This window comes from Candidatus Pelagibacter sp. HIMB1746, from assembly GCF_052047555.1.
Taxonomy (GTDB): domain Bacteria; phylum Pseudomonadota; class Alphaproteobacteria; order Pelagibacterales; family Pelagibacteraceae; genus Pelagibacter.
Genome location: NZ_JBNAJZ010000003.1, coordinates 244,846 through 271,456, shown reverse-complemented (window position 1 = coordinate 271,456; position 26,611 = coordinate 244,846). Strand labels below are relative to the sequence as shown.

Here is a 26,611-nt window from a genome sequence, read left to right as displayed (position 1 = left end):
GATAAAGATTATTTAATAGATAGATTTGATAAAATTGATTTTGATTATATCGATACAGAAAATAAAGATAATCAATTTATTATTCAAAGACAAAACCAAAACAATTATAGATTAAATGGATTATTCTTGAATGCTAATTCAATCGTAACAAATTTACTTGAGAGTAAAAAAGAAAAAGAAAATAAAATTTTTAAGAATAATTTTAAATTGGGCTTAAATCTGAATGAAATTTATATAGATGAAATTAATTTTGTTAAAAATTTACAAGGGTCAATTTTGATTAAAGATAATAAAGTTGTTGATGCAAATTTATCTGCAAATTTTGAAAATAATAAAAACATAATTTTTTCTATTGAAACAAAGGATAACGGCGAAAAAATAACTAAACTTTATTCATCTAGAGCAAAACCATTAGTGAAAAGATATAAATTTATAAAAGGATTTGATGAAGGTAACTTAGATTTTATATCGACAAAAATAAATGGAAAATCAGTATCAAATTTGAGAATATTTGATTTTAAATTAAAAGAAGTTCCAGCATTGACAAAACTTTTAACACTAGCTTCTTTACAAGGCATTGCTGATATTTTAACTGGAGAAGGAATAAGATTTGATGAGTTTGAAATGAAATTCAATAACCAAAAAAATCTTATGACAATAGATGAACTTTATGCAATTGGCCCAGCTATTTCGATATTAATGAGTGGTTATGTTGAAGAAGAAAAATTGGTAAGTCTAAGAGGGACTTTGGTGCCAGCAACAACTATAAATAAAACAATAAGTAAAATTCCATTATTAGGTAAAATTTTAGTTGGTAATAAAACAGGAGAGGGTGTTTTTGGGGTAAGTTTTAAAATAAAAGGACCACCAAAAGATCTTGAAACCTCAGTAAACCCAATAAAAACATTAACTCCAAGATTTATAACTAGAACTCTCGAAAAAATTAAAAGAAACTAACTTAATTCAATTTTAATGTGCCTTTTTTTACCTATAGAAAGCTTTAAATAATTCTCTGTGAATAGCTCCTGATTAATAATAAATTTTTCATCTGATACTACAGCATCATTAATCTTAATAGCTTTACCCTTAATTAATCTTCTTATCTCACTTTTTGAATTTTCTGCTTTAGATAAAATTATTAAATCAATTATATTGACATTATTTTCTAATTGTTTTGTTTCAATTTTAACACTTGGTAAGTTAGAGCCCAAAGAATTTCCAGAAAATGCTTCTTTTGCTGCTTGTTCAGAATTTTGAGCAGCATCTTCTCCATGTAACATAGCTGTTGCTTTGTTTGCTAACAATATTTTTAATTCATTAATATTTTTTTCCTCTAAAGCATTGATTTCGCTTATATCAATATCAGTAAACATTTTTAAAAATTTAATTACATCCCGATCATCAACATTTCTCCAAAATTGCCAGTAGTCATAAGCTGATAAATATTTTTCGTCTAACCAAATAGCGCCATTTTCAGTCTTTCCCATTTTTGCACCTGTGGCTAAAGTAATAAGTGGCGTTGTTAGACCATATGATTGATTATTAGAATATCTTTTAATAAGCTCGACACCATTTACAATGTTTCCCCATTGATCAGAACCACCTATTTGTAGAACACAATTTTCTTTTTTATTTAATTCTAAAAAATCATAGGCTTGGAGTATCATGTAATTAAACTCCATATAACTAAGTGATTGTTCTCTTTCTAATCTTAGCTTTACACTATCAAATGTAAGCATTCTATTAATGGTAAAATGTTTTCCTATATCTCTTAGAAAAGAAATATAATTTAAATCTTTAAGCCAAGTATAATTATTGACATAAATAGGTGAAGTTTTTGGATCGTCACTGTCTAGAAATTTTTTTAAGATATTTTGAATATTTTTAATATTTTTTTCAATTTCATTTTCATCTAAAATTTTTCTTGTTTTATCTTTTCCTGAGGGATCACCTATTCTTGTTGTTCCACCTCCCAATAATACTATTGGTCGGTGACCATTTTTTTGTAATAATCTCAAACACATGATTTGCAACAAACTACCAACATGCAAACTTTCAGCAGTGCAATCAAATCCAATATAAGCTTTAATTTTTTCTTTATCTAATAAATTAGATAAGTCAGCTTCACTAGTACATTGATAGAAATATCCTCTATCTTTAAATTCTTTTAAAAATTTATTCATAAGACTATAGTTATTATATACAAATTTTTTTTAAAAATAATATCAATGAAAAAAAAATTATTTTCAGCTATGGGTTTAATGAGCGGCACATCTATGGATGGAGTCGATGTTTCAATAATTAAATCTGACGGATATGATGAGGTAGAACTAATTTTTGATCAATACTTTGAGTACGATATTCATCTCTATAGGCAATTATCAACCTTAAGAGACAAAATTAAAAGTAGTGAAGATTTGACAAAATATTCTAAGGAATTGAGTGATTTGGAGAGAGATTTAACTATTTTTCATGCTGAAAAGATCAGCAAAATAGCAATAAAAAATGAAATTGATCTTATAGGTTTTCATGGTCAAACGATTTTCCATAACCCTCAAATTAAAATTACTAAACAACTAGGTGATGGCAATTTGTTATCTCAATTATTAAAAAAACCAGTAATTTATGATTTTAGACAAGCAGATATTGATAACAATGGTCAAGGAGCACCTCTAACACCAATTTACCACAGATTATTAGTTAATAATTTTTTAAATAAAGAAAAAGATAATTCAGCTCAACCTATTTGCATTGTTAACATTGGAGGAATATCCAATGCTACAATAATAAATGATATTTCCAATAATATAGAAAATGATTTAATTGCTTATGATATTGGCCCAGGTAATTGTTTAATAGATGAATGGATCAGGAATAATTCAAATTTAACCTTTGATGAAGATGGTAAGATTGCAAAATCTGGAAAAATTGATCAATTAATTCTAAATCAAGCAATAGATAATTTCAAAATTGAGACTTATTCAAAATCACTTGATGTAAAAGAATTTGATATATCTTTTGCAAAAGGTTTATCTTTAGAAGACGGGTGTTCAACAATTACAGAATTTACATCATATTTGATTGCAGAAGGAATTAAATTCTTAAATAAAAATAATTCTAACAAATATTTATTTTGTGGTGGAGGTCGAAAGAACAAATTTTTGATTGAATCAATTATTAGAAATTCAAATTTAAATAAGAATGATTTTGATGTGATAGATAATTTTCAACTGAATGGAGATTATATCGAGTCCCAAGCGTTTGCTTATTTAGCAATCAGATCTAAATTAAATTTACCAATTTCTTTTCCAAGTACGACAAGATGTAATGCCCCAGTCATTGGAGGCAAACTAGTAAATAATTATTAATATAAAGCTGTTTCTTTTTTTATATATTTATCCAAAGTTTTTGTTAAAGCGTCATCAGTTTTAGAAAAGAAATGATTTGCTTCTGTTATAGTTTGAAATTCAACTTTGATACCTTTTTGAGCGCTTAATCTTTTATCCAATTCAGTAATATATTCTATTGGCACCAACTCATCTTTTTTTCCATAAACAACCATCCCAGATGTTGGACATGGAGATAAAAAAGAAAAATCATAGACATTAGGTTGTGGAGATATGGCTATAAATCTATTTATTTCTGGTCTTCTCATAAGCAGCTGCATTGCAATCAAAGAACCAAAAGAAAATCCAGAAACCCAACATTGCGAATTATCAAAATTTTCTCTTTCCAACCAATCTAGTGCTGCTGCAGCATCTGCCAGTTCACCTTGACCATTATCAAATTCCCCATCACTTTTTCCAACTCCTCTGAAGTTTACTCTGCAAACTGAAAAATCATTTTCCATGAATGTATGAAATGTATCTACAACTACTTTATTGTTCATGGTTCCCCCATACTGCGGATGAGGCTGTAGGACTAATGCAATAGGAGAAGTATTTTTTTTACTTTTATAATATTTAGCTTCTAATCTACCAGCAGGTCCAGGTATAAAAATTTCTAAAATTTTATTATCCATATATGCAATTGATTATTGTTCTCAAAAAAAATGTACGTTTATCACAACTGAGCGACAAAATGGTAGTCTTTTTTTACTTTATAAACTTGACCATTTTAGTCGGGTATGTATAAAAAGCCAAATTTTAAGGGTAAAAATGAAACTAACATCAAAAGGAAGATATGCCGTAATGGCATTAGTTGATCTAGCAAGGTTTGATAATATCAACCCAGTATCATTAAGAGACATTTCTTTAAGACAAGGAATTTCATTAGATTTTTTAGAGCAAATATTTTCAAAACTTAAAAAAAATCAAATTGTGAAAAGTATTAGAGGTAATCAAGGAGGTTACATTTTATCAAAAGACCCTAGTGAAATAAAACTTACAAATATTTTCAATGCAGTAGATGAGAAAGTTAAGACTGTTCAGTGTAAAAAAGAATCTAAAAAAGGTTGTAACGGTAAAGCTACGAAATGTATTACACACAATCTATGGGATGAACTTGAGGTTCATATTAATACTTTCTTTGAAAATAAAAGCTTAAACGACTTATTAAAAAACAATAAAGAGAACAGAGTATAGTATGGATAGTAGGCAGAAAGAAATTGATAGTTTGAAAGATTACAAATATGGTTTTTCAACAGATATAGAAAATACAAAAGCTCCTAAGGGTTTAAATGAGGATGTAATAAAATTTATCTCTAATATTAAAAAAGAACCTCAATGGATGTTAGATTTTAGATTAAAAGCTTTTGAAAGGTTTAAACAATTAAAAGAACCTGATTGGCAGAAACCAAAATATCCTAAAATAGATTATCAGGATCTTTACTACTACTCAGCTCCCAAAAGCATGAAAGATAAACCAAAAAGTTTAGATGATCTTGATCCTAAATTATTAGAGACATATAAAAAATTAGGAATTCCCCTACAGGAGCAAGCAAGATTAAATGGTATTGCTGTTGATGCAGTTTTCGATTCTGTTTCTGTTGCAACTACTTTTAAAGAAGAACTTACCAAGCAAGGAATTATATTTTGCTCGATGTCTGAAGCTATTCAAAAACATCCTGAATTAGTTAAAAAATATCTTGGATCAGTTATTCCTACAACTGATCATTTTTTTGCAACTCTTAATTCTGCAGTTTTTACTGATGGCTCATTTGTATACATTCCAGAAAATGTTAAATGTCCTATGGAGTTGTCTACTTACTTTAGGATCAATGCATCAGAAACAGGACAATTTGAAAGAACATTAATCATAGCTGATAAAGGAAGTTATGTAAGCTACCTAGAAGGATGTACAGCTCCAATGAGAGATGAAAATCAATTACATGCAGCTAATGTTGAATTAATTGCTCTTGACGATGCAGAAATAAAATATTCAACAGTTCAAAATTGGTATCCAGGAGATAAGGATGGAAAAGGTGGAATATATAATTTTGTTACTAAAAGAGGATTATGCAAAGGTAAAAATTCTAAAATTTCTTGGACCCAAGTAGAAACTGGTTCAGCAATTACTTGGAAATATCCAAGTTGTATTTTGAAAGGTGATAATTCAGTAGGTGAGTTTTATTCTATAGCGATTACAAACAATCATCAAAAAGCTGACACTGGAACTAAAATGATACATTTAGGAAAAAACACAAAAAGTAAAATAATTTCAAAAGGAATTTCAGCAGGCAAATCAGATATGATGTATAGAGGATTAGTAGATATATCTTCAAAAGCCGATAATTCTAGAAACTTTACTCAATGTGACTCTTTATTAATGGGTAACAAATGTGGAGCTCATACAATTCCTTACATCAAGAACAAAAATCTTAAATCAAATATAGAACATGAAGCAACAACATCAAAAATTAGTGATGAACAACTATATTACTGTAATCAAAGAGGATTAAATCAAGAAGAGGCAGTTAGTTTAATTGTAAACGGTTTTTGTAAAGAAGTTCTGCAGCAATTGCCTATGGAATTTGCAGTAGAAGCTCAAAAACTTGTAGGTATTAGTTTAGAGGGGAGTGTTGGATAGATGTTATCGATAGAAAATCTTAAAGCAAAGATTGATGAAAAAGAAATATTAAAAGGTTTAAATTTAGATATTAAACCAGGTGAAGTTCATGCGATTATGGGTCCAAATGGATCTGGAAAAAGCACATTATCAAATATTTTGTCAGGCAAAAAAGGTTATGAAATAAATGGCAAAGTTACATTTGATGGAGAAAACTTATTAGAATTAGAAACAGAAGAACGAGCTCATAAAGGAATTTTTTTAGCTTTCCAATATCCAATGGAAATACCAGGTGTTAATACAAACACTTTTTTAAAAACATCAATAAATGCAATTAAAAAAGCTAGAGGTGAAAAAGAGCTAGATGCAATTGAATTTTTAAAATTAATAAAAGAAAAATCAGCAGAACTAAAATTTGATGAAAAAATTTTAAACCGTCAACTAAATGTTGGGTTTTCAGGTGGAGAAAAGAAAAAAAATGAAATTTTACAAATGTCTATCTTAAATCCAAAATTATCAATTCTAGATGAAACAGATTCGGGATTAGATATAGATGCTTTAAGAATAGTTTCAGAAGGAGTTAATTCACTAAGAAATAAAAACAATTCTTTTTTAATAATAACTCATTATCAAAGATTGTTAGATTATATCAAACCTGATTTTGTTCATGTTCTTAAAAATGGACAAATTATTAAATCTGGTGATTTTGAATTAGCAAAAGAATTAGAAAAAGTAGGTTATGAGGATTTTAATTAATGCAAAGTGAACTTAAATTAAATTTTGATAAAATTATTAGTCTAAATAATTTTTCTGATAGTCAGAAAAAAATTAAACAAGAAAATTTTAATAATTATTTTGAAAAAGGTTTACCAAATAAAAGAAATGAGGATTGGAAATTTTCAGATATAAATCAAATTATTTCAAAAAATTTTGACAATTTAAATTTTATTGTTGATCAAAATAAAATTTTTGAAGAAAAAGATTTTCCACTAGATTTTGAACATAATAAAATAAGTTTTGTTGATGGAAAATTATATGATTTTGATTTTAAACACGAAGATAAAGATAAAATCTTAGTCGATCAGAATTTAGACTTAGATGATACTATTTATCAAAATACTCTTTTAAATTTGAATTCAGCATTTCTTACAAGTGTTTCGAAAATTACTGTTAAAAAAGGTTACAATGTTAAAAAACCATTGATTTTATTTAATTATTTAAGTGATGGTTTAAAATCTTCTGCAATTAATTCTAGAGTAGATATTAATTTAGAAGATGACAGTTCATTATGTGTAGTTAATTTTTTAAATGAAAATTCTGAAAAAAATTTCATTAATTTTAGACAAAAAATTAAGATTGGAGAGAATTCAATTTTAAAAAACTATAGTCTAGACTCAAATACTTCAGAAAATATAAAGTATTTCAACAAAGATATTAATTTATCTAAAAATAGTCATTTAGAATATTTTATTTTATCAGAAGGTTCTAAGTTTATAAAACAAGATATCAATTGCAATCTAGATGATGAATATGGTTCTGTTGCATTAAATGGAATTATCAATTTAGAAAATGAAAAACATCATGAAATAAAAACTGTAATTAATCATAAAAAAGAAAATTGTAAAAGTTATCAATTAATTAAAAGTGTATTGAATGATAAATCAAAAGGCATTTATCAAGGTAAAATTTTTGTAAGTCCTGAAGCACAAAAAACAGATGGATACCAATTAAGTAGAGCTTTATTGTTAAATGAAAGTGTTGAATTTAATGCGAAACCAGAATTAGAAATATATGCAGACGATGTTAAATGTTCACATGGATCTACATCAGGAAATATTGATGAAAATTCAATTTTTTATTTAATGTCTAGAGGTCTCAGTTATTCAGAATCAAAAAAATTATTAACAAATGGTTTTTTAAACGAGGTAATTGAAAAAATTTCTAATGAAGATGTAAAAAAATTAGTTAAAAAATTATCAGGTATAAATGTATGAACATAGATCAGGTTAAAAAAGAATTTCCAATATTTGATGAGAAAATCCAAAATAATGATTTGGTTTATTTAGATAGTGCAAATTCATCACAAAAACCAAAAGTAGTGGTAGATAGAATTAATGAATTTTATACCAAACAATTTTCTAATGTTGGTAGAAGTGTTCACTATCTTGCGGTTGCTGCAACAAATTTATATGAAAATACTAGAACATCAGTTCAAAAATATATTAATGCTAAAGATAAAAATGAAATAGTATTTACTAAAGGTGCTACCGAAGCATTAAACCTTGTTGCAAATACATTAGGTCAAAATCATTTAAACGAAGGTGATGAAATATTAATTACCGAATTAGAACATCATTCGAATTATGTACCTTGGCATTTTTTAAGAAAATCTAAAAATATAAAAATTAATTTTGCAGAAATAAATGAAGAGGGAGAAATAACACTAGAAGAAATTGAAAAGAAAATTACTCCTAATACAAAAGTTATTTCAATTACTCACTTATCAAATGTGACTGGAGCAATATTACCAGTAAAAGAAATTACTGATTTAGCACATTCAAAAGGAATAATAGTTGTCGTAGATGGTTGCCAAGGAGCTCCTCATTTGAAGCTAGATATGCAAGACTTAGATTGTGATTTTTATGCAATTTCTTGTCATAAAATGTATGGCCCTACAGGATTAGGGGTTCTTTATGGTAAGAAAAAGTGGTTGGATGAACTTCCTCCTTATCAAGGTGGTGGCGGAATGATTAGAGAGGTTAAAAAAGATAGAATTACCTACGGTGATTTACCTAATAAATATGAAGCTGGAACTATGGCTACAGCGCAAGTTATTGCTTTTGATCAATCAATTAAATTTCTGGAGAGCATAGGTATTGAAAATGTTATGAAACATGAAGCGGAATTAGTTGAGTATGGTCAGGAATTATTAAAAAAAAATAATTCAGTAAAATTAATTGGAAATCCAAAAAATAAAGGTGGAGTTTTGTCTTTCACTTTAGAAGGTGTACATCCTCATGACATCGCAACAATTTTAGATGAAGACGGAGTTGCAATAAGAGCAGGTCATCATTGCTGTCAAATTTTACATGACAAACTTAATATACCAGCGAGCGCACGAGCTTCCGTTGGAATATACAATACCAAAGAAGATTTAGATAAACTTAATGATGCAATAAATAACTGTAAGAAAATATTTAATTTAAAATGAATTTAAAAGAATTATATCAAGAAATAATTTTAGAGCACGGAAAAAATCCAAGAAATCTTCGTAAGACAGAAGATTTTAATAAAGATGCCAAAGGCAACAATCCACTGTGTGGTGATAACGTTCATGTCTATTTAAAATTAAATGGTCAAAGAATTGTAGAAGATATTTCTTTTGAAGGTAGTGGTTGCGCAATTTCTATGGCTTCTGCATCAATAATGACTGATTTAATTAAAGGTAAAAACGAAAATGAAGCAAAAGAAATTGTTGAAGATTTTTTGGGGATGATTAAAGAAAATCCTGAGCTTAAATCAGAAAATCTTAAAGAAGATGAAAAAACAAAACTAATGTGTTTATCTGGAGTAAAACAATATCCAATGAGAGTAAAGTGCGCTACACTATCTTGGCATACGCTAGTCTCAGCTTTTGATAATAAAACTGATGAGGTTAAAACAGAAAATTAATTATGTCGAAAAAAGATCAAATTATTGAAGAAATTAGAAAAATTTATGATCCTGAGTTACCAGTGAATATTTATGAACTAGGTTTGATTTATGATATTAAAGTTGAGGATGATAAATTTGCAAAAATTAAAATGACTTTGACTACTCCTAATTGTCCAGTTGCTGAAAGTTTACCTAAAGAAGTTAAAGATGGTGCAATGCAAGTTGAGGGTATTGAGGACGTTCATCTTGAATTAGTTTGGGACCCACCTTGGAATAAGGATATGATGTCAGAAGCTGCAAAACTGGAGTTAAATTTATAATGAATCCAATTATTAAATTAAGTGATAATGCTGCGGAAAGAATTAAAGAAATTATGTCTAATGCAGAAAAAGACTCTTTAGGTGTAAGAGTTTCAGTTAAATCAGGAGGTTGTGCTGGCATGTCTTACGTCATGGAGTATACCAAAGAAGTAAATCCAAATGATGAAGTCATTGAGGAAAAAGGTGTGAAAGTATTTGTCGATTCTGCAGCTATTATGTATTTGCTTGGAACAGAAATGGATTACAAAAAAGAAGAGCTATCTTCTTCGTTTGTATTCAATAATCCCAACGAAACAGAAAGATGTGGATGCGGGGAATCCTTTAAAATCTAGCAAAAGTTGAATATTCCCATTTAATGCATATCAGTATTGCATCATACGCATACCTAGTATATATATTTAGGTATGAACAAATTTGAATTTAAAAATCTTGTTAAAAACTTAAAAGATACAATTAAAGAAAGAACTTTCTTTAAAGATTTACGTAAAGAAGTTGAGACCGGTGCAAACGGTACTCAAGATTACGTTGTTAAAAAAGGTATTAACAAAGATACAATTGCAACAACCAGACAGTAATTAAATATTAACTACTGTAATACATCTCAAACTCTACAGGATGAGGTGCGTGTTCAAATTTATGAATTTCCTCAAACTTAAGAGCTATATAAGCATCGATTTGGTCGTCAGTAAATACACCACCTTGAGTTAAAAACTCTCTATCCTTATCTAAACTTTCCATTGCTTCTCTTAAAGATCCACAAACGGTTGGTATAGCTTTTACTTCTTCTGGTGGCAATTCATATAAATCTTTATCAAAAGACTCACCTGGGTGTATTTTATTTTTAATTCCATCAATACCAGCCATTAGCATTGCTGCAAACGTTAGGTAAGGATTACCTGCTGCATCTGGAAACCTAATTTCACATCTTGCACCTTTTTTACTTAGGGTAATTGGAATTCTACATGATGCGGATCTGTTTCTTGCAGAGTAAGCTAATAATACTGGAGCTTCAAAACCAGGGATTAATCTTTTGTAACTATTTGTTGTAGAGTTAGCAAAAGCATTAATCGCTTTAGCATGCTTTAAAATTCCACCAATATAGTGTAATGCAGTTTCTGAAAGTCCTGCATATGCTTCACCTGAAAATACAGGAGTATCACCTTTCCAAATAGATTGGTGAATATGCATACCTGAACCATTATCACCTGCAACTGGTTTTGGCATGAAGGTTGCAGTTTTTCCAAATGAATGTGTTACCATTTGAACTACATACTTATAAAGCTGAACATTATCTGCTTGGTCAACTAAAGTTCCAAAATACATACCAAGTTCGTGTTGACTTGGAGCAACTTCATGGTGATGTTTTTCAACTTTGATACCAACTTCTTTTAAATTTTTTAAATATTCACCACGCATATCTTGCTCACTATCAACAGGTGGCACAGGGAAATAACCCCCTTTAATTTGAGGTCTATGACCCATATTTCCATTTTCATATTCTTTACCTGAATTATATGGACCTTCTTTACTATCTATTTTAAATCCACTTTCATTCATATCATTTTTAATTCTTACATCATCAAAAACAAAAAATTCTGGCTCAGGTCCAAAAAACGCTTTATCACCAATACCTGATGCTTTTAAATATTCCTCTGCTTTTTTTGCAACTCCTCTTGGATCTCTTTCGTAAGGATCTTTTTTGATTGCATCTAAAATATCACAGAACAAAACTACAGTATTATGAGACGTGAAAGGATCCATGAACATTCTTGCAGTATCAGGTTTTAAAATCATGTCAGATTCGTTAATTGCTTTCCATCCAGCAATAGATGAACCATCAAAAAACACTCCTTCATTAAGCATGTCAGCATCTACTATTGATGCATCCATAGTTAAATGTTGAAGTTTTCCTCTTGGATCAGTAAATCTTAGATCTACAAATTCTGCTTCTTTTTCTTTAATAAATTTTAAAACGTTTTCTGCACTCATTTTGTCTCCTATGTAATTTTGATGGAGCCTAATTAACAAAAAAAAGTTAAAAAATAATGCTTATTTAATAAATAACACCTATGCATTTTTTACATAAGTAGTGTATCTACTCAATCAAATTAGGGAATTTTATAAATTCAATGGAATCAATACTAAATAAAGAACCGGTAAAAAGGGCAGAAAAAGCTCTTAAAACATTCGATCAAAATTTAAATGTTATCGTCTTAGAAAAAACAGCAAGAACAGCCAATGATGCTGCTACAGCTTTGGGTTGCAATGTTGGTGCTATTGTTAAAAGTTTACTTTTTAGGGCAGGTGACAACTATATATTAAGCTTGGTATCTGGAGACAAGCGTTGCTCATTAAATAAATTAAAAAAAATTCTCAATGAAAAAGACGTGTCTATGGCATCTCCTGAAGACGTTAAAGAAAATACTGGATATACAATTGGTGGAGTGTCTCCAGTAGGGCACTTGAAGAGATGCAAAATCTTTATTGATAAAAGTCTTGAGAGTTTCCCAGATATATTTGGAGCAGCTGGACATCCAAATGCTGTTTTCAAAATAAATTATAATAAGTTAGTTGAAATAACAAACGGAACACCAGAAGATATTATTGAATGAGAGAACCAAAACTAATTGATTATAGTTTATTAACGTTGCTAGCATTAATTTGGGCATCTGCTTTTTTTAATATTAAAATTGCAACCTATTCATTTGGTCCTGTTACAATTGCATTTCTAAGAGTTTTTTTTGGTTCAATTCCAGTTCTACTACTTTGCTTTTACAAAGAAATTAAAATCGAGGCATTTTCAAAAGATTGGTATTGGTTTGCAATGATTGGGTTTATAAATTTAGTAGCTCCATTTTTTTTAATAGCATATGGAGTTAAATCTGTTCAAAGTAACTTAGCAGCAATTTTAATGTCATCAACTTCACTTAGCTCAGTAGTACTAGGACATTTTTACACCAAAAATGAAAAATTTAATTTAATTAGAACAACAGGAGTTCTAATTGGATTTTCAGGAATAGTTTATTTATTTTCAGATAATTTATTAATTAATGAAAATAACTTTACTTCAGCATTATTAATTTTGTTAGGTGCTACTTGTTATGTAATTGGAGGTCTTTTAACATTAAAAATAAGTAAGAAAAAAAATGAAAATGTAACCAGTTCAATTTTGATTTGGGCTACTATTATATTATTACCTTTAGTATGTTTGATTGAACAACCTTGGAAAACTGTACCAAGATTAGATTCTACTATTTCAGTTATTTATCTTGGGTTGGTATCTACTGGAATTGCTTGGTTATTGAGATTTAGAATTTTAATTAACAATGGTTTAATTTTTCAATCTCAAGTATCTTATTTAATTCCAATATTTGGTACCATTTTAAGTTATATCTTTTTAAAAGAATTAATAACAACGAAAGTTATAATTTCATTGATAGCAGTTATTATAGGTATCTATTTTGTAAGAAAAGGTACAAAATTTAAATAATGTTTTTTATTGCCTCTATATGTGAAGGCCGAGTTTCACAACATCCTCCAAGAATAGTGGCTCCATTTTCTTTAAATTTTTTTGCAAAATTTGATATTTTTTCAGGATCTAAATCTTTTCTTTGACCTAAAAAACTATTGGGGTTGGATCCATCATTTTCTTTATACTGAGAAGTATAACCACCTTTTGGTTTAGTTGTGATAAATCCATTTAATTTGAAACCAAATGGAACTTTAAGTTTTTGAATTTCATCTAAATTATTCTCATAATTTTCAGGCGAAACACATGCTAGAATTACTCCTAGGCAATTTTCAGTAATTATTGAATTAATTTCAGAAATTTTTTCTCCACTTGGTAAAGAGTTTCCTTCAGAAATATGAACCCCAACTAAGTAGGGTTTATTAAATTTCTTAATAGCTTCTATTCCACATCTAATTTCTTTGATACTACTCCAAACATCAAAATAGAAAAAATCTACTGAGGGGTTTAGTATTTGTGCTAATTCCAAATGATCTTTTGTGATTTCTTTTTCACTTCTCTTGTCTTCTTCATATGTCAAATCTTGAGGCGGGAGTCCTCCTGCAATCTTAATGTGTGGATTATTTAATTTAGCTTTTTGTGCAATTTCACAGGCTTTCTGATTTAAGAATTTAAACTGATCTTCTATTCCATTTTCTCTCAATCTTTTTCTTCTCGTTGTAAAAGTTGTAGTTACAATTACATCAGCTCCAGATTTAATAAAATCATTATGAATATTAAGTATTAAGTCGTGGTATTTTTCCTCAATTAAAGCATTTGCACTCCACAAAGTTCCTTTGGGTTCCATACCTCTAGCCAATAATTCTTGACCCATTCCACCATCTAAAATTTTTGTTGTTTTAAAAAAATTTTTATCCATCTTATCCTCACTTTTTTAGTGCTTAAGCTACATGCAGGTGCACAATATAGTTCAACTACCTTGCTAATTAGATCTATTGGGAATTTCCATTTTAGCAGTTTATGCCCGCAATAGGATCAAATCGGCAATTAGATTTATATAATATTATTAAAATTTGTAAATTATTTATTAAAAATTATTTTAGCATTGAAAGAAAATGATCTTCTTTCTTGCTCAATATTAAATGGGTATGCTGTATGCATTAAGTAATTGGGAAATATTAAAAGATCGCCTGTTTTTGGTATCAAATTAAAAATACTTTTTGAAAGAAAAGCTTTTTGCCCATTTATAAAATCAATTGTTCCATTGGTTTTTATTTTTTTATTTTTAACATTTTTATTTTTTGTCATATGTTTTGGAATTTTTAAATAACCAACACCCGATAAGTCGCCTTCATGATAATGTATAGGATTATACTCATTTTTATATTGGCTAACGACCCACAGGTTTAAAATTCTAATTTCTTTAATTTTTTTAATATGTTCTTTAGTTAGAAAAATTTTAATATTTTTTATTAATTCTTTTTCTAAATTTTTTTTTATAAAACTTTTAGAAATTTGAACTTCTTTTCTAATTTGACTTGCTAATTTTGAACTATAATCATTTGATTTTGAGAAGATTTTTGTATCAACTTCCTTGTTAAGTTTTTCTAAAAATTTTTTAGAAATTTTAGATTTTCCTATTGAAGGCCCAAATGGTTTAAAATTTTTCATGAGAGATTAAATATATCAAAAAATAATTAATTCAACTTATGCTATAAGTGTTATGCCCATTCTTATAGCAACAAAAATTACTAGACATGCAGTCATTAGAGCTAATATTTTGTTAGACAAGAATTTTATATTTAAAAAACTTCCAATTTGGCCACCAATTAAGACAGCAATAAATAGTGGCCAGTAATTTAAAAATTCGTCGAAGACTATATCCTTTGTTAATTGTCCACCTATACCAAAAATTGAATTTACTAAAATAAATAAAGATGCAGTACTTGTTATATGCCTTGGAAATCCTGCTTTCATCAAAAATAAAATAGGACTTAAAAATATCCCACCACCAATTCCAACCAAACCAGATATAAAACCAATTATTGATCCTATTAATATTGATAAAACTAGGGGTATTTTTTTAATAACAATTTCTTGTTTGTTAAAAGATTTGCTTTCAATAAGTAAAAAAATTCCAGCTAATATTAAAATAAAGAAAAGTAAAATTTCAAATAAATTTTTGTCAATAGAGATCGATGCTCCTATAAAAGCAAGAGGTATAGAACCAATTAAATAAGGATAAAGTAAATTAAAATTAATATTCTTTGATTTTAAAAAATTTATAGAATTTCCAGAAACTACAATAATATTACAAATCAAAGCTAAAATTGGAAAAATATAGTAAGGGATATCCCAAATTAAAAGTAAAGCAAGATAAGTGGAGCCACCACCAAATCCTATACTTGAATATAATATTGCAGTTATAAAAAAAAATATTGTAAGTATAATCATTAAAAAAATTTATTTATGATTGTAAATATAGCTTTACTAACTGTAACAGATACAAGAACAATTGATAACGATAAATCTGGTGCGATCTTGGTTGAAAAAATTAAAGAGGCCAATCATCAATTAATTGATAGAAAAATTTGTAAAGACAATAAAGCAGATATAGTTAAAATTTTAAAAGATTGGACTAGTCATAAAGATATTGATGTTATCATTACAACTGGTGGTACAGGTTTAACTGGAAGAGATATTACACCTGAGGCTGTTGATGAAATAGCAGATAAACATATTCCAGGATTTGGCGAAGTTTTTAGAACTATTAGTTTAAAAACAGTTGGTACGTCTTCAATTCAATCCAGAGCTTGCGCAGTTCTATCAAATGGTAAATATATATTTGCTTTACCAGGATCCTCAGGAGGAGTAACAGATGCTTGGGATGGTATTCTTAAACATCAATTAGATATTAATCATAAACCTTGTAATTTTGTTGAATTATTTCCTAGACTAAAAGAGAAATAAAAAAATATCTCATTATTTTTCCAAAACTCACAAGCAATAAAAAAATTAAAAATTTAATTCTCATCGTTCCAGCGACAAAAGTAAGTGGATCACCAATAATTGGTACCCAGGCAAATAACAAAGACCATTTACCATACTTTTTAAACCACTTAGACGACCTATCAATTTGTGTTCTACTAAATGGAAACCATTTTTTATTTTGAAATTTAAGTAAATAAATTCCCAAAAACCAATTGAAGATAGATCCTAAAATATTTCCAAAACTTGCAAAAAATATTAACAAAAATTTATTATAAGTTTCTGATAATAGATAAGTTGCCAATATAGCCTCTGATGAAAAAGGAAGTATAGTTGCCGCTAAAAACGAAATAATAAATAGACTTAAATAAACAAACATTAACTTGAATTGAGTAGAAAGTTATTTTTGGTATTTTTCTTTCCATTCAGAGTAGGGCATTCCATAAATATGTTGCCTTGCATCAGGATCTGATATTTCTACTCCTTTTTTTTCAGCTTCTTCTCTGTACCATCTAGACAAACAATTTCTGCAAAATCCTGCTAAATTCATTAAATCAATATTTTGAACGTCTTTTCTCTCATCTAGATGTTTTATTAATCTTTCAAGTGTAGCTGATTGAATTTCTTTTTTTAGATTGTCATCCATAATTTATATTCCTATTTTTAATTTTAATTCTTAGAGCAAGTAAAACAAGTATTATTGCCAAATATACTAGTGGTCTAAAAAAAATTGTTTTAGATAACCATATATAATGAAGAGCTCCAAATATCGCTATTACATAAATTAATCTGTGTAATTTTTTCCAATTATTTTTTAATAACTTCATCATCATTTGAGAAGATGTAATTGCCAATGGAAGCAGTAATACCCATGCCGCAAATCCAATAAAGATGTATTTTTTTTTCAGAACATCATCAAGTATTGGCTGTAAATTAAATCTATAATCTATACCTATGTAAGTAAGCAGGTGAAGAGATGCATAAAAAAATACAAACAATCCCAACATTCTTCTAAAACTTATCCAAATATTTAAATTAGTTAGCCTTTTAAATGGTGTCATACTTAAGGTTAAACAGATAAATATTAAAGTCCACTCTCCAGTAAAATGAGTAATTTCTTTTACAGGTTCTGGCCCAAGTTTATTGAAGTATATTTTATAAAAAATTAATAAAAACGGAATTGTGCTTAAAATAAATACACCTGGTTTAAAATATTTTCTCATTAAAAATATTTTTTTAGATCCATCCCTGTGTATAAATTTGCGACTTCATCTCCATAACCATTGAACATAAGTGTTTTTACTCTTGGCACCCAAATATCTTTACCAATTATTCTTTCTGTTGCTTGAGACCATCTAGGATGATCTACATTGGGATTAACATTAGAGTAAAATCCATATTCTCGTGGAGATGCCCACATCCATGAAGAAGTCGGCATTTTTTCTACAAATTTAATCTTAACAATTGCTTTTGCACTCTTGAAGCCATACTTCCAAGGGATAAATATTCTCAGAGGCGCTCCATTTTGATTTGGAAGTTTTTTACCATACAAACCTGTTACAACCGTAGTTAAAGGATGCATTGCTTCATCTATTCTTAATCCTTCTTTATAAGGCCAGTTCAAAACTGGATATCTTTGACCTTTCATTTGTTCAGGATCATAAACACTTTCAAATTCAATATACTTTGCTTTGCTAGTTGGGTTTACTTTTGACAATAATTTACTTAACGAAAAACCCATCCATGGAATTACCATTGACCATCCTTCTACACATCTTAATCTATATATTCTTTCTTCAGAGGTAAATGTTTCGGTTATTTCTTCCATAGAAATTTTGATAGGTTTTTCAACTTCACCCTCTATACTTATTGTCCATGGTGATGTTTTAAAATTTTGTGAATTAACATAAGGATCACTCTTTGAAGTACCGAACTCATAATAATTATTATAAGTTGTTATATCTTTAAAACTTGTAAGTTCATTCCTATCATCAGCTTGAGATTGACTTGCAAAAGGAATTGTGGCTAAAGCTAAAGAACTTGCTCCATATCCAAGAGATTTAACAAAAGATCTTCTATTTTTATAAATTTTCTCTGGTGTTATTTCTGAATACTTAATTTTTTTCATGAATAATAGGATTTCCTTTTAACCAATCACTTTGATTATTTGTGTAATGTTCTTTTTTCCATATAGGAGACCTTTTTTTAATTTCTTCTATTATATATCGTGATAATACATAAGCCTCATCTCTATGTTTGCATGCAACTGCTATAATAATACTAATTTCACCTAAATTTAAGTAACCTTTGGCATGTTCAATAAAAACACTCTTATTCTTTATATTTAGTTTTTCTTCAGCCTCACTATAAATTTCTTCAAAACTTTTTATTACCAAAGCATCATGACTGTCATATGTAATACCTAAAACACTTTTATTATTATTTTGATTACGAACTGTCCCACTAAAAATTAATGAAGCTCCAAAATCATTAGATGCTATAAATTCTTCAGCATCAATTAATGATAATTTTTTAACTTTACTATCTACAATGTCAGTATGAAGCATTAGCCTCCTCCAATTGGAGGAATAATACCAATTTTTTCATTGTTTGTGATTTTATAATTGTCGCTAACGATATTATTTTTTTCTGAACAAAAAGCTGAAGAGTTAATGATTTTTATATAATTTTCATTTCCATTAAATTTCTGATCTACATATTGAATTATTTTATTCCTTATATCCTTTATTGTTGTTTTTTGACCCAGATCTAGTTCTAATAAATTTTGGTCATTAAAATCTCTAGCAGCACCAAACAACTCAATTTTAACTTTCATAAAGTTTAGAAAAAATCTTTTAAAAAATTCGGAATTCCATCTGGATTTTTCCATAATCCAGTTTTTCCACCTTCTTTAATTAATAATTTTACATTATCTATTTTTAGATGAGGATTTACAATTTTGCTTAAATCGTAAATTGTAATCAGAGCTGTATTTACACCCATTATTGCTTCCATCTCTACACCTGTTTTGGCATATGTGGAAACCACACAGTATACTTCTAGTGAACTATCTTCTTCATTCATTATGATTTTAGTAGCCGTATGATCTATTGGAAGAGGATGACACAAAGGTATTAATTCACTTGTTTTTTTAACACCTAATACTGCCGAAACTTCAGCTAAAGTAATTGGATCACCCTTAGGCATCTTTTTACTTTTAATAAGTTCAAATACCTCTTTGCCAACATAAATTTTTCCTGATGCCAAAGCTCTACGGAATGTTTCTTTTTTTTCAGAAACATCAATCATTTTAAATGAATTTTTTTTAAAAATTTCTTTTGCCCAGTTTTTTAAATCGTTGTTAGTTACAATCTTTAAATTTTTCATCTTATCCACCTGTTGTTGATAGATTTTTTGTTAATCCTGTTTCTCCTATTTCTAAATAGTGAGATTCTTTTTTATAATTTAATTGTTTCAAAATTAAATCTTTCAGTTCTTCAGTTTGGTCATCTCTTTGCATCAAGTGTCTAATATTTATTCCAGTATTTCCAAATAAACACAATCTTAAATCACCCTTGGCAGTTATTCTTAGTCTATTACAACTCTTACAAAAATCTTTTGAGTAGGGTGCAATAACACCAAATTTTCCTTTGTATTCAGGATTTATATAATTCTTTGAAGGGCCAGCATCTTTACCAAATGTTTGAATCACCCAATTATTATTATTTAAATAATCTGTAAATTTATTTGCAGACACATGATACTGATTAAAATAATCTAAATTATCTCCAGTTTGCATTAATTCTATATATCTAAAATCAATTTGATTATTTTTTATAAAATTAGCCCAACTTTTAAAATCTTCTTCTTTATCATTAATGCCTTTAAGAAGGACTGCATTAACTTTAATATTTTTAAAATTTAGTTTTTGTAATTTTTTAATCCCTTCTAAAATTTCATTTAATCTATCATGTCCAGTAATTTTTCTAAAAGTCTTTGGATCAAGACTATCAATACTTATATTTATACCATCAAGATCACTCTTATTTAAATCATCTGCAATTCTATTTAAGTGATATCCATTAGTAGTAATTACAGTTTTTTTAATACCTGAATTTTTTTTAATTATTTTAATTATATCCAAAAAATCTTTTCTAACTGTAGGTTCTCCTCCAGTTAATCTTATTTTAGATACACCTAATTCTGATAAAGCTTTTGCAAGTCTTCCAATTTCTTCTTTAGTGATAAAGGTTCTGTTATCACTTTTATCAATTTTATAACCATTAGGTAAACAGTAGCCACATTTAAAATTACACACATCAGATATTGACAATCTTATGTATGGAAACCTCCGCCCAAAACTATCTTTGAGAATATTCATATGATATATTGAGTATTATTTCTTAAATAATCTATGAGTCAAATTTTAAATGATAATGAGATCAAACTATTTAAAAGAGATGGAGCGGTATTTTTAAGAAATAAATTTGATATAAAATGGATTGAGCTTTTAAGATCTGGAATAAATAAAGCAAAAAACAATCCAAGCCCCAGGTTTACTAATCATACCACAGATCCAAATTTACCTTGTTATTTAGAGGATTTTTGGACATGGAACTTACATAAAGAATTTGAGAATTTTGTTTTTAATTCACCTACAGCTAAAATTGCCTCTGAATTATTAGATGCAAAGCAGATTAATTTAGTAATGGATAATTGGTTTTTTAGAGAAGCTGGCTCTACATCTAAACCACCATTTCATCATGATATTTCTTATTTTGATTTTGAAGGTTCCATGTGTGTTTTGTGGATACCTCTTGAACGAGTAAGAAAAGAAGACTCTATTGCTTGGATAAAAGGCTCTCATTTGTGGGATAAATTATTTCTAAGAACTCGTTTTAAAGACGGTCATAAAGTTGATGGAGCGGAAGGAGTTGTGAATGGTGTTAAGTACGAATTAACCCCAGATATAATTTCTAATAAAGAAAATTATGAGTTTTTAGAATGGGATTTAGAAGTAGGAGATTGTGTATATTTTGATATTAGGACTTTGCATGGAGCTTTGCACGAAACTACTCCAAAATCAGATATAAATAGATTTACACTTAGAATGGCAAAAGAAAATTCAAAAATAATTTATAGAGGTGATTGGGCTAGAGAAGAAAGAGCTATAATGGAAGCCAATGGATATAAAAATGGAGATAATTTAAACGGTAAAATGTTTCCAACTCTTTATGAACTTAATTCTAATTAAGTATAAAGTTTGCAGATATTTTAATTTTTTTATAATTTAACCTGGTGTGAATATTCTCTCAGACTCTGGATCTTTTGTTGAGTAGGGCAGTTTCAAAACTTCATTCCAAAATTCTTCCGGTATATCTGTTTCAGCCCAAGCAAGGGTTTTTTCAATACTGTTAACACTAGTAACTCCACAAATAGTAGATGTAATTCTTTTATCTTTCATAGAAAACTGTAAAGCTGCTGCTCCCATTTCAACATTATATTTTTTACATACTTTTTCTATTTCTCTTGCTGGTGCAAGTTTTTCTTCACTAGCGTCTTGATAAGTTATTTTTTTAAATTTACTTGGTCCTTTTGCTAAAACACCACCTGCATAAGGAGCAGCATTAAATATAGATATATTTTTGCTATGAGCATAACTGTACATCTCGTCTGCTTCCCTGTTTAATAAAGTGTATCTGTTATGATTTATCATAACATCAAAGTCCCATTTTTTTAACATAGGAAACATTATATCTATTTTTCCCATAGCAAGACCCACTGCTTTCGCTAAACCTTCTTCTTTAATTTTAAACAACTCATCCATTGCCCCATCTTTTTTGGTAATGTCATTTATATCTTTTACGTACTCTGGATCATGGAGAAATAAAATATCAACAGAGTCTACATTTAAAGTTTTTAAACTTTCTTCAATAGATTCTCTTGTTCTTTTCTTATCAAGAACTAGAGTATCCATATTTCTATCGATTTTAGTTGATAAGACAAAATTTTCTGGCCAACCACCATTTTCTTTTATTGCTTTACCAATTCTTTTTTCACTTTCTCCCATTGCATAGTTTCTTGAGGTATCAAGCACATTTACTGGACCTTGAAAAAATCTTTTTAACATTTCTTGAGCTCTTTGTTCTGGCACTTCATAGCCATAAGTATCTGGCATGCTTCCTAAAGAAGATGTTCCAAAACTTAACTCTGTAACTTCTACACCTGTATCTTTGATTTTATTTTTTTTCATAAAAAAATTTATTAATCTTATTCTCCTAAAATACTATCATCTAAAATCTTTGTATCATATGCTGAATATGAGTGCCATCCCGCAACTGTTTGGTCAAAGTCAACAATACTTCCTGTCATAATTCCTGACTCATCTGAGCACAAGAAAGCTAAGATCTTAGCAACATCCAAAGGTTTGTTTAATCTTTTAAAAGGAACTTTTGACTCAGCTTTTTTCAGCCAATCATCATCTGCGTTATGAAATTTTTTTTGAATCACTGTTTCTGCTGGTGTATCTGTCCATCCTAAATTTACACCATTCACTCTTATTTGATGACCAGAAACTGAATTTGCAACATTTTTAATCATTACTGCTAATGCCGCTTTAGAAGAACTGTAAGCAGTTAAGAAAGGCATACCACTATATCCAGCCATTGACAAAATATGAGCAATAGTTCCTTTTTTCTTGTCTCTAATCATTATTTTTATAACGTCTTGCATCATAAAAAGTGGAGCTTTCACATTTACATTAAAATTTTTGTCATAATTTTCTTCTGTTGTGCTTAAGATCGTTCCTCTTTCCGTAAAAGCAGCAACATTGATAAAACTATCTACAGTATTAAATTTTTTATCAGTCTCAGAAACTATTTTTTTACAATCTTCAAGTTTTTCTAAATCTGCTTGAACGTATAAGCATTCTGCGCCTATACTTTCTATTTCAGATTTTACTTTATTTCCTTTCTCATTATTTCTTCCACAGATAGTTATTCCTTTAGCACCTCTGCTGGCTAGTAATTTTGCAGTCTCAGCTCCACTTCCTTGAGTACTTCCAGTTACAATTATAATTTTATTTTTAAATTGATTAGATTGTTCAGATATATATTTATTGGACATTAGAATTTTATATCTATTACTTTACCACTTTCAAACGACTCATATGCTGCATTAGCTATTATTAAAGCGTTTCTGCCATCTTCAAATCCAACCAATGGCTTTGTTTTATTTTCAACGCTTTTTATAAATTCATTAAATTGATCTCGATAAGCTTGTTCATATCTCTCAATAAAAAAGAAATGTATTGGTTCCTTTTCGTTTGTAGATGCACTCGTGTACCTTTCTAAAGAAGTTGGGGTTTGATTATTTGAAATAACCATTCCTTTGCTTCCAAATACTTCAACTCTCTGATCATATCCGTAAACCGCTCTTCTGGAGTTATTAATATGAATCAAAACTCCTTTTTTTGATTTTAAGATAAACATTGCGGTATCTTGATCTTTTACTTGTTGTGAATTTTTATCGAACAAAGCACCTCCAAATGCAGATATTTGAACTACAGGATCATCATCTCCCAAAATGAATCTGGTTAAATCGAAATCATGGATAGTACAATCTCTAAAAAATCCTCCAGCAGCTTTTAAATATTCAATACCTGGAGGCTCAGGGTCTCTACTTGTAATAATAACCATTTCTAATTCGCCAATTTCTTTTTTTACTCTTGCTTGTTGAGCTTTTGAGTGACTAGCATCAAATCTTCTATTAAAGCCTATTTGAATAGGAACATTTGTTCCTTTAATGTTTTCCATACATTCATTTACTTTATTAATATCTAAATCAATTGGCTTTTCACAAAAAATTGCCTTTCCTGCTTTTGCTGCCATTGTAATAAATTGAGTATGAGTTGGTGTTGCAGACGCTATAAGGACAGCATCTACATCATCAGTATTAATTGCTTCTTCTGGTGATGACGCAATTGAGCACCCTGTTGATTTTGCTACTTCTTCATTAAATTGAGAGTTAACATCATATACATATTTTAATTTTGCTTTTGGATGTGCTGCTATAAATTTAGCATGCATTTTTCCAATTCGTCCTGCTCCCATTAAAGAAAAGTTAATCATAAGGATATAGAACAGAATTAAAAAACAAAATCAAGAAACAATTTTTTAATAATAAATTAAAAATATAATTTTCTTGATGCACATAAAATCATCATTTAAAAAACTATCTAACTTTTAAATAAATTTTGTATGTCAGTAAAATTAGGAATAGCACCAATTGCTTGGAGCAATGATGATATGCCTGAATTGGGTGGTGATACTCCTTTAGAACAATGTTTGTCTGAAGCTAATCAAGCAGGATTTATTGGAATTGAATCTGGTGGTAAATTTCCAAAAAAATCAGAGGAATTAATTCCTAAACTAAATGAATTTAATCTGAATCTTTGCTCAGGTTGGTATGGAGCTAATTTAAGAACAAATAGTGTAAATGAAGAAAAAAAAGTTATTCAAGATCAGTTAAAACTTTTTAAAGATTGTAATTCACCTTGTATGGTTTTTGCTGAGGTGTCTGGTTCAATTCAAGGAGATCCAAATCGAAAATTATCTACAAGACCTCAAATGGATCTTGAAGAGTCTAAAAAATATTATGAAAAAATTTCAGAAATGGGAAAATATCTTGAAGACGAAGGTATGCCACTTGCTTATCACCATCATATGGGCACAGTAATAGAGACTGAACAAGATACAGTAAGACTACTTGAGAACACTCATGATAGTGTAAAACTAACATTAGATACTGGTCATATGTTGTTTGCTCAGGGAGACTCGTTAAAAATATTAAATGACTTTAGCGAAAGATTAATTCATATGCATTGTAAGGACATTAGAAAAAATGTTTTAGAAAAATCTTTAAAAGAAGACTTAAGTTTTAGAGGAGCATTTTTAGAGGGTGCATTTACAGTTCCAGGTGATGGATGTATTGATTACAAGCCTTTATTTGATGTGTTGAAAGAAAAAAATTATTCTGGATGGTTAGTAGTAGAGGCAGAACAAGATCCTGTAAAAGCAAATCCATTTGAATATGCAAAAATAGGTTACAAGTATTTAACTGAAACTTTGAATCTTAGTGGTATTGAGATTTATAAAAGTTAACTTTCAATAAAAATAAACTTAAACTTTAAGATTAATTTCTTACTACAGTCTTACAATTTTTGATTTTTCCAATGTATCATCGAAATAATCAATTATATTTTGAATTGTTTCTACACCCATTCTTGTCATACATTCATCAGTAAATGCTGCTGTATGTGGACTTAAATAAACTTTTTCATTCTTTAAAAGAGGATTATCATTTTCTGGTGGCTCTTGTTTAAATACATCAATTCCTGCTCCAAATATTAAATCTTCATTTAAAGCCTTATCAAGATCTTCCTCATGAATAATTCCACCTCTAGCGGCATTGATGATGATGCAGTTTTTCTTCATCGTTTTAAGTAAATCATAATTAATAAGATTTTCTGTTTTTTCTGTTAAAGGCATATGTAAAGATATTACATCCATTGTTTTTACTGCCTCTTCAAGATTATCAATTTTTTTTCCACCAAGCTTCTCTATTGTGTCTTTATCTACAAATGGATCGTAGACAAAAACATTCATTTCAAATCCCAAACATCTTTTAATAAGTGCTTTACCTATTCTACCAAATCCCATTATTAGGAAATTTTTTTTCCATACTTCAATAGTTTTAGGTAATTTATTTCTATCTTTAAAATTACCTTCTTTAACTGTTGTATGATAAAGCTCTCTTCTTTTTGCAATATTTAGCAAGACAAACATAACATGCTCTGCAACTGTAACTGCATTTGCATTAGCTGTAATAGCAATTTTGATATCTCTTTCTTTAGCTGTTTTTAAATCAATATTATCGTAGCCAACTCCATGTCTAGATATTATTTTAAGATTTTTGGCTTCGTTAATTACCTCGCCTGGTAGTTTTGCTATTCTAATTGAAGCACCATCACAATCTTTTATTTTTGCCTTTAAGTTTTCTACTGAAACATCGTCAGTTACCTCTACATCAAAATCTGGATGGTCATTAATTAATTCCATGCCTTTATCATGAACTTTTTGGATAACTAGAATTTTCTTTTTATTACTCATAATTT

At 28.7% G+C, this 26,611-nt stretch carries 33 protein-coding genes, 1 pseudogene and 1 riboswitch; of the genes and pseudogenes, 16 read left to right on the top strand and 18 right to left on the bottom strand.

All coding sequences use genetic code 11. From position 1 onward, the window contains the following. Positions 1 to 957, top strand: a pseudogene (locus tag ACTTBM_RS05540) (hypothetical protein); the annotation flags it as partial. Here ACTTBM_RS05540 and tyrS read toward each other — a convergent pair. Further along, a complete protein-coding gene (tyrS, locus tag ACTTBM_RS05535; protein ID WP_440635045.1) occupies positions 954 to 2,183 on the bottom strand; it encodes a tyrosine--tRNA ligase in 1,230 nt (409 codons plus the stop codon). The pseudogene ACTTBM_RS05540 and the gene tyrS overlap by 4 nt on opposite strands. Before the next feature lie 45 nt (positions 2,184 to 2,228). Between tyrS and ACTTBM_RS05530 the strand changes: the two genes are divergently transcribed. Next, positions 2,229 to 3,368: an anhydro-N-acetylmuramic acid kinase gene (locus ACTTBM_RS05530; protein WP_440635044.1), complete on the top strand. Its 1,140-nt coding sequence runs from the start codon at positions 2,229 to 2,231 to the stop codon at positions 3,366 to 3,368. Here the strand turns inward: ACTTBM_RS05530 and ACTTBM_RS05525 are convergent. Next, a complete protein-coding gene (locus ACTTBM_RS05525) occupies positions 3,365 to 4,009 on the bottom strand; it encodes an alpha/beta hydrolase (RefSeq protein ID WP_440635048.1) in 645 nt (214 codons plus the stop codon). The two genes, ACTTBM_RS05530 and ACTTBM_RS05525, sit on opposite strands and share 4 nt — an antisense overlap. 148 nt (positions 4,010 to 4,157) lie before the next feature. Here ACTTBM_RS05525 and ACTTBM_RS05520 point away from each other — a divergent pair, with 148 nt between their 5' ends. The 9 genes from ACTTBM_RS05520 (at position 4,158) to ACTTBM_RS05480 (ending at position 10,555) form a co-directional block, all read left to right on the top strand. After that, positions 4,158 to 4,583 (top strand): Rrf2 family transcriptional regulator, encoded by a 426-nt coding sequence (locus tag ACTTBM_RS05520; protein ID WP_440614619.1) that lies wholly within the window; start codon positions 4,158 to 4,160, stop codon positions 4,581 to 4,583. Position 4,584: 1 nt separating this feature from the next. Further along, the gene (gene sufB, locus ACTTBM_RS05515; RefSeq protein WP_262589522.1) at positions 4,585 to 6,027 is read left to right on the top strand and encodes a Fe-S cluster assembly protein SufB; all 1,443 of its coding nucleotides are present in this window, start codon (positions 4,585 to 4,587) and stop codon (positions 6,025 to 6,027) included. Continuing rightward, entirely contained in the window at positions 6,028 to 6,762 is a 735-nt protein-coding gene (sufC, locus tag ACTTBM_RS05510) for a Fe-S cluster assembly ATPase SufC (RefSeq protein ID WP_440618646.1), read from the top strand. After that, on the top strand, positions 6,762 to 8,000 hold the full coding sequence (gene sufD / locus ACTTBM_RS05505; RefSeq protein WP_440635043.1) for a Fe-S cluster assembly protein SufD: 1,239 nt from the start codon (positions 6,762 to 6,764) through the stop codon (positions 7,998 to 8,000). Before sufC ends, sufD begins: the two co-directional genes overlap by 1 nt. Further along, the gene (locus ACTTBM_RS05500) at positions 7,997 to 9,217 is read left to right on the top strand and encodes an aminotransferase class V-fold PLP-dependent enzyme (RefSeq protein ID WP_440635042.1); all 1,221 of its coding nucleotides are present in this window, start codon (positions 7,997 to 7,999) and stop codon (positions 9,215 to 9,217) included. The genes sufD and ACTTBM_RS05500 overlap by 4 nt, the downstream gene beginning before the upstream one ends. Continuing rightward, complete coding sequence (gene sufU / locus ACTTBM_RS05495) at positions 9,214 to 9,678, top strand: Fe-S cluster assembly sulfur transfer protein SufU (RefSeq protein WP_262589517.1); 465 nt, start codon at positions 9,214 to 9,216, stop codon at positions 9,676 to 9,678. The genes ACTTBM_RS05500 and sufU overlap by 4 nt, the downstream gene beginning before the upstream one ends. Before the next feature lie 2 nt (positions 9,679 to 9,680). Continuing rightward, the gene (locus tag ACTTBM_RS05490; protein WP_440635041.1) at positions 9,681 to 9,980 is read left to right on the top strand and encodes an SUF system Fe-S cluster assembly protein; all 300 of its coding nucleotides are present in this window, start codon (positions 9,681 to 9,683) and stop codon (positions 9,978 to 9,980) included. Further along, complete coding sequence (locus ACTTBM_RS05485) at positions 9,980 to 10,312, top strand: HesB/IscA family protein (protein ID WP_075506524.1); 333 nt, start codon at positions 9,980 to 9,982, stop codon at positions 10,310 to 10,312. The genes ACTTBM_RS05490 and ACTTBM_RS05485 overlap by 1 nt, the downstream gene beginning before the upstream one ends. A 72-nt stretch (positions 10,313 to 10,384) precedes the next feature. After that, on the top strand, positions 10,385 to 10,555 hold the full coding sequence (locus tag ACTTBM_RS05480; protein WP_428080472.1) for a hypothetical protein: 171 nt from the start codon (positions 10,385 to 10,387) through the stop codon (positions 10,553 to 10,555). 7 nt (positions 10,556 to 10,562) lie between these two features. On the opposite strand, the gene glnA is transcribed toward ACTTBM_RS05480, so the two are convergent. After that, complete coding sequence (glnA, locus tag ACTTBM_RS05475; RefSeq protein WP_440635040.1) at positions 10,563 to 11,969, bottom strand: type I glutamate--ammonia ligase; 1,407 nt, start codon at positions 11,967 to 11,969, stop codon at positions 10,563 to 10,565. Positions 11,970 to 12,109: 140 nt separating this feature from the next. On the opposite strand from glnA, the gene ACTTBM_RS05470 reads away from it, so the two are divergent. Together ACTTBM_RS05470 and ACTTBM_RS05465 are read left to right on the top strand one after the other, a co-directional pair. After that, entirely contained in the window at positions 12,110 to 12,592 is a 483-nt protein-coding gene (locus ACTTBM_RS05470; protein WP_440635039.1) for a YbaK/EbsC family protein, read from the top strand. Then, a complete protein-coding gene (locus ACTTBM_RS05465) occupies positions 12,589 to 13,470 on the top strand; it encodes a DMT family transporter (RefSeq protein WP_075506527.1) in 882 nt (293 codons plus the stop codon). The genes ACTTBM_RS05470 and ACTTBM_RS05465 overlap by 4 nt, the downstream gene beginning before the upstream one ends. On the opposite strand, the gene ACTTBM_RS05460 is transcribed toward ACTTBM_RS05465, so the two are convergent. From ACTTBM_RS05460 to ACTTBM_RS05450, 3 genes are all read right to left on the bottom strand, one after another. Then, a complete protein-coding gene (locus ACTTBM_RS05460) occupies positions 13,463 to 14,368 on the bottom strand; it encodes a homocysteine S-methyltransferase family protein (RefSeq protein ID WP_440635038.1) in 906 nt (301 codons plus the stop codon). The genes ACTTBM_RS05465 and ACTTBM_RS05460 overlap by 8 nt on opposite strands. A gap of 7 nt (positions 14,369 to 14,375) precedes the next feature. Continuing rightward, positions 14,376 to 14,438, bottom strand: a riboswitch (SAM riboswitch). Between the two features lie 91 nt (positions 14,439 to 14,529). Continuing rightward, the gene (locus ACTTBM_RS05455) at positions 14,530 to 15,120 is read right to left on the bottom strand and encodes a putative 2OG-Fe(II) oxygenase (protein WP_440635037.1); all 591 of its coding nucleotides are present in this window, start codon (positions 15,118 to 15,120) and stop codon (positions 14,530 to 14,532) included. Between the two features lie 36 nt (positions 15,121 to 15,156). After that, on the bottom strand, positions 15,157 to 15,903 hold the full coding sequence (locus tag ACTTBM_RS05450; RefSeq protein ID WP_440635036.1) for a sulfite exporter TauE/SafE family protein: 747 nt from the start codon (positions 15,901 to 15,903) through the stop codon (positions 15,157 to 15,159). 15 nt (positions 15,904 to 15,918) lie between these two features. On the opposite strand from ACTTBM_RS05450, the gene ACTTBM_RS05445 reads away from it, so the two are divergent. Further along, positions 15,919 to 16,419: a molybdenum cofactor synthesis domain-containing protein gene (locus ACTTBM_RS05445; RefSeq protein ID WP_440635035.1), complete on the top strand. Its 501-nt coding sequence runs from the start codon at positions 15,919 to 15,921 to the stop codon at positions 16,417 to 16,419. Here ACTTBM_RS05445 and ACTTBM_RS05440 read toward each other — a convergent pair. Genes ACTTBM_RS05440 through moaA form a run of 8 tightly spaced genes read right to left on the bottom strand, consistent with a single transcriptional unit; the run spans position 16,400 to position 20,818 of the window. Beyond that, positions 16,400 to 16,816, bottom strand: a complete 417-nt coding sequence (locus tag ACTTBM_RS05440; RefSeq protein ID WP_440635034.1) for a YqaA family protein — start codon at positions 16,814 to 16,816, stop codon at positions 16,400 to 16,402. The genes ACTTBM_RS05445 and ACTTBM_RS05440 overlap by 20 nt on opposite strands. Positions 16,817 to 16,837: 21 nt before the next feature. Beyond that, positions 16,838 to 17,083, bottom strand: coding sequence for a DUF1244 domain-containing protein (locus tag ACTTBM_RS05435; RefSeq protein ID WP_440635033.1), 246 nt, complete (start codon positions 17,081 to 17,083; stop codon positions 16,838 to 16,840). Then, on the bottom strand, positions 17,076 to 17,660 hold the full coding sequence (locus tag ACTTBM_RS05430) for a sulfite oxidase heme-binding subunit YedZ (protein WP_440635032.1): 585 nt from the start codon (positions 17,658 to 17,660) through the stop codon (positions 17,076 to 17,078). Before ACTTBM_RS05430 ends, ACTTBM_RS05435 begins: the two co-directional genes overlap by 8 nt. Beyond that, on the bottom strand, positions 17,660 to 18,565 hold the full coding sequence (msrP, locus tag ACTTBM_RS05425) for a protein-methionine-sulfoxide reductase catalytic subunit MsrP (RefSeq protein ID WP_075506535.1): 906 nt from the start codon (positions 18,563 to 18,565) through the stop codon (positions 17,660 to 17,662). Before msrP ends, ACTTBM_RS05430 begins: the two co-directional genes overlap by 1 nt. Beyond that, complete coding sequence (locus ACTTBM_RS05420) at positions 18,552 to 19,004, bottom strand: molybdopterin synthase catalytic subunit (protein WP_440635031.1); 453 nt, start codon at positions 19,002 to 19,004, stop codon at positions 18,552 to 18,554. The genes msrP and ACTTBM_RS05420 overlap by 14 nt, the downstream gene beginning before the upstream one ends. Beyond that, on the bottom strand, positions 19,004 to 19,273 hold the full coding sequence (locus tag ACTTBM_RS05415; RefSeq protein WP_262589501.1) for a molybdopterin biosynthesis protein MoeD: 270 nt from the start codon (positions 19,271 to 19,273) through the stop codon (positions 19,004 to 19,006). Before ACTTBM_RS05415 ends, ACTTBM_RS05420 begins: the two co-directional genes overlap by 1 nt. A gap of 5 nt (positions 19,274 to 19,278) precedes the next feature. Next, complete coding sequence (moaC, locus tag ACTTBM_RS05410) at positions 19,279 to 19,824, bottom strand: cyclic pyranopterin monophosphate synthase MoaC (protein ID WP_440633963.1); 546 nt, start codon at positions 19,822 to 19,824, stop codon at positions 19,279 to 19,281. 1 nt (position 19,825) lies between these two features. Next, positions 19,826 to 20,818, bottom strand: a complete 993-nt coding sequence (gene moaA / locus ACTTBM_RS05405; RefSeq protein WP_440635030.1) for a GTP 3',8-cyclase MoaA — start codon at positions 20,816 to 20,818, stop codon at positions 19,826 to 19,828. A gap of 33 nt (positions 20,819 to 20,851) precedes the next feature. Between moaA and ACTTBM_RS05400 the strand changes: the two genes are divergently transcribed. After that, a complete protein-coding gene (locus tag ACTTBM_RS05400; protein ID WP_440635029.1) occupies positions 20,852 to 21,691 on the top strand; it encodes a phytanoyl-CoA dioxygenase family protein in 840 nt (279 codons plus the stop codon). A 36-nt stretch (positions 21,692 to 21,727) separates the two neighbouring features. Here the strand turns inward: ACTTBM_RS05400 and ACTTBM_RS05395 are convergent, their stop codons facing one another. Genes ACTTBM_RS05395 through iolG form a run of 3 tightly spaced genes read right to left on the bottom strand, consistent with a single transcriptional unit; the run spans position 21,728 to position 24,566 of the window. Continuing rightward, positions 21,728 to 22,690, bottom strand: coding sequence for an aldo/keto reductase (locus ACTTBM_RS05395; RefSeq protein WP_440635028.1), 963 nt, complete (start codon positions 22,688 to 22,690; stop codon positions 21,728 to 21,730). A gap of 17 nt (positions 22,691 to 22,707) precedes the next feature. Beyond that, a complete protein-coding gene (locus tag ACTTBM_RS05390) occupies positions 22,708 to 23,562 on the bottom strand; it encodes an SDR family oxidoreductase (protein WP_440635027.1) in 855 nt (284 codons plus the stop codon). Continuing rightward, on the bottom strand, positions 23,562 to 24,566 hold the full coding sequence (gene iolG / locus ACTTBM_RS05385) for an inositol 2-dehydrogenase (RefSeq protein ID WP_440635026.1): 1,005 nt from the start codon (positions 24,564 to 24,566) through the stop codon (positions 23,562 to 23,564). The genes ACTTBM_RS05390 and iolG overlap by 1 nt, the downstream gene beginning before the upstream one ends. Before the next feature lie 129 nt (positions 24,567 to 24,695). Between iolG and iolE the strand changes: the two genes are divergently transcribed. Beyond that, positions 24,696 to 25,598, top strand: coding sequence for a myo-inosose-2 dehydratase (gene iolE, locus ACTTBM_RS05380; RefSeq protein WP_440635025.1), 903 nt, complete (start codon positions 24,696 to 24,698; stop codon positions 25,596 to 25,598). A 42-nt stretch (positions 25,599 to 25,640) separates the two neighbouring features. Here the strand turns inward: iolE and ACTTBM_RS05375 are convergent, their stop codons facing one another. After that, the gene (locus ACTTBM_RS05375) at positions 25,641 to 26,606 is read right to left on the bottom strand and encodes a hydroxyacid dehydrogenase (RefSeq protein ID WP_440635024.1); all 966 of its coding nucleotides are present in this window, start codon (positions 26,604 to 26,606) and stop codon (positions 25,641 to 25,643) included. Positions 26,607 to 26,611 lie beyond the last annotated feature (5 nt).

Coding starts and splice junctions, on each gene's coding strand:
- sufD (WP_440635043.1), top strand. CDS start 6,762: ATGCAAAGTGAACTTAAATTAAATTTTGATAAAATTATTAGTCTAAAT.
- ACTTBM_RS05415 (WP_262589501.1), bottom strand. CDS start 19,273: ATGAAAGTTAAAATTGAGTTGTTTGGTGCTGCTAGAGATTTTAATGAC.
- ACTTBM_RS05455 (WP_440635037.1), bottom strand. CDS start 15,120: ATGAAAAATTTTAAACCATTTGGGCCTTCAATAGGAAAATCTAAAATT.
- ACTTBM_RS05490 (WP_440635041.1), top strand. CDS start 9,681: ATGTCGAAAAAAGATCAAATTATTGAAGAAATTAGAAAAATTTATGAT.
- ACTTBM_RS05395 (WP_440635028.1), bottom strand. CDS start 22,690: ATGAAAAAAAATAAAATCAAAGATACAGGTGTAGAAGTTACAGAGTTA.
- ACTTBM_RS05480 (WP_428080472.1), top strand. CDS start 10,385: ATGAACAAATTTGAATTTAAAAATCTTGTTAAAAACTTAAAAGATACA.
- ACTTBM_RS05465 (WP_075506527.1), top strand. CDS start 12,589: ATGAGAGAACCAAAACTAATTGATTATAGTTTATTAACGTTGCTAGCA.
- ACTTBM_RS05435 (WP_440635033.1), bottom strand. CDS start 17,083: ATGGATGACAATCTAAAAAAAGAAATTCAATCAGCTACACTTGAAAGA.
- iolE (WP_440635025.1), top strand. CDS start 24,696: ATGTCAGTAAAATTAGGAATAGCACCAATTGCTTGGAGCAATGATGAT.
- ACTTBM_RS05440 (WP_440635034.1), bottom strand. CDS start 16,816: ATGTTTGTTTATTTAAGTCTATTTATTATTTCGTTTTTAGCGGCAACT.
- iolG (WP_440635026.1), bottom strand. CDS start 24,566: ATGATTAACTTTTCTTTAATGGGAGCAGGACGAATTGGAAAAATGCAT.
- ACTTBM_RS05470 (WP_440635039.1), top strand. CDS start 12,110: ATGGAATCAATACTAAATAAAGAACCGGTAAAAAGGGCAGAAAAAGCT.
- ACTTBM_RS05520 (WP_440614619.1), top strand. CDS start 4,158: ATGAAACTAACATCAAAAGGAAGATATGCCGTAATGGCATTAGTTGAT.
- ACTTBM_RS05530 (WP_440635044.1), top strand. CDS start 2,229: ATGAAAAAAAAATTATTTTCAGCTATGGGTTTAATGAGCGGCACATCT.
- ACTTBM_RS05450 (WP_440635036.1), bottom strand. CDS start 15,903: ATGATTATACTTACAATATTTTTTTTTATAACTGCAATATTATATTCA.
- tyrS (WP_440635045.1), bottom strand. CDS start 2,183: ATGAATAAATTTTTAAAAGAATTTAAAGATAGAGGATATTTCTATCAA.
- glnA (WP_440635040.1), bottom strand. CDS start 11,969: ATGAGTGCAGAAAACGTTTTAAAATTTATTAAAGAAAAAGAAGCAGAA.
- ACTTBM_RS05460 (WP_440635038.1), bottom strand. CDS start 14,368: ATGGATAAAAATTTTTTTAAAACAACAAAAATTTTAGATGGTGGAATG.
- ACTTBM_RS05375 (WP_440635024.1), bottom strand. CDS start 26,606: ATGAGTAATAAAAAGAAAATTCTAGTTATCCAAAAAGTTCATGATAAA.
- ACTTBM_RS05485 (WP_075506524.1), top strand. CDS start 9,980: ATGAATCCAATTATTAAATTAAGTGATAATGCTGCGGAAAGAATTAAA.
- ACTTBM_RS05500 (WP_440635042.1), top strand. CDS start 7,997: ATGAACATAGATCAGGTTAAAAAAGAATTTCCAATATTTGATGAGAAA.
- ACTTBM_RS05420 (WP_440635031.1), bottom strand. CDS start 19,004: ATGCTTCATACTGACATTGTAGATAGTAAAGTTAAAAAATTATCATTA.
- sufC (WP_440618646.1), top strand. CDS start 6,028: ATGTTATCGATAGAAAATCTTAAAGCAAAGATTGATGAAAAAGAAATA.
- moaC (WP_440633963.1), bottom strand. CDS start 19,824: ATGAAAAATTTAAAGATTGTAACTAACAACGATTTAAAAAACTGGGCA.
- moaA (WP_440635030.1), bottom strand. CDS start 20,818: ATGAATATTCTCAAAGATAGTTTTGGGCGGAGGTTTCCATACATAAGA.
- sufB (WP_262589522.1), top strand. CDS start 4,585: ATGGATAGTAGGCAGAAAGAAATTGATAGTTTGAAAGATTACAAATAT.
- ACTTBM_RS05445 (WP_440635035.1), top strand. CDS start 15,919: ATGATTGTAAATATAGCTTTACTAACTGTAACAGATACAAGAACAATT.
- msrP (WP_075506535.1), bottom strand. CDS start 18,565: ATGAAAAAAATTAAGTATTCAGAAATAACACCAGAGAAAATTTATAAA.
- ACTTBM_RS05400 (WP_440635029.1), top strand. CDS start 20,852: ATGAGTCAAATTTTAAATGATAATGAGATCAAACTATTTAAAAGAGAT.
- sufU (WP_262589517.1), top strand. CDS start 9,214: ATGAATTTAAAAGAATTATATCAAGAAATAATTTTAGAGCACGGAAAA.
- ACTTBM_RS05390 (WP_440635027.1), bottom strand. CDS start 23,562: ATGTCCAATAAATATATATCTGAACAATCTAATCAATTTAAAAATAAA.
- ACTTBM_RS05430 (WP_440635032.1), bottom strand. CDS start 17,660: ATGAGAAAATATTTTAAACCAGGTGTATTTATTTTAAGCACAATTCCG.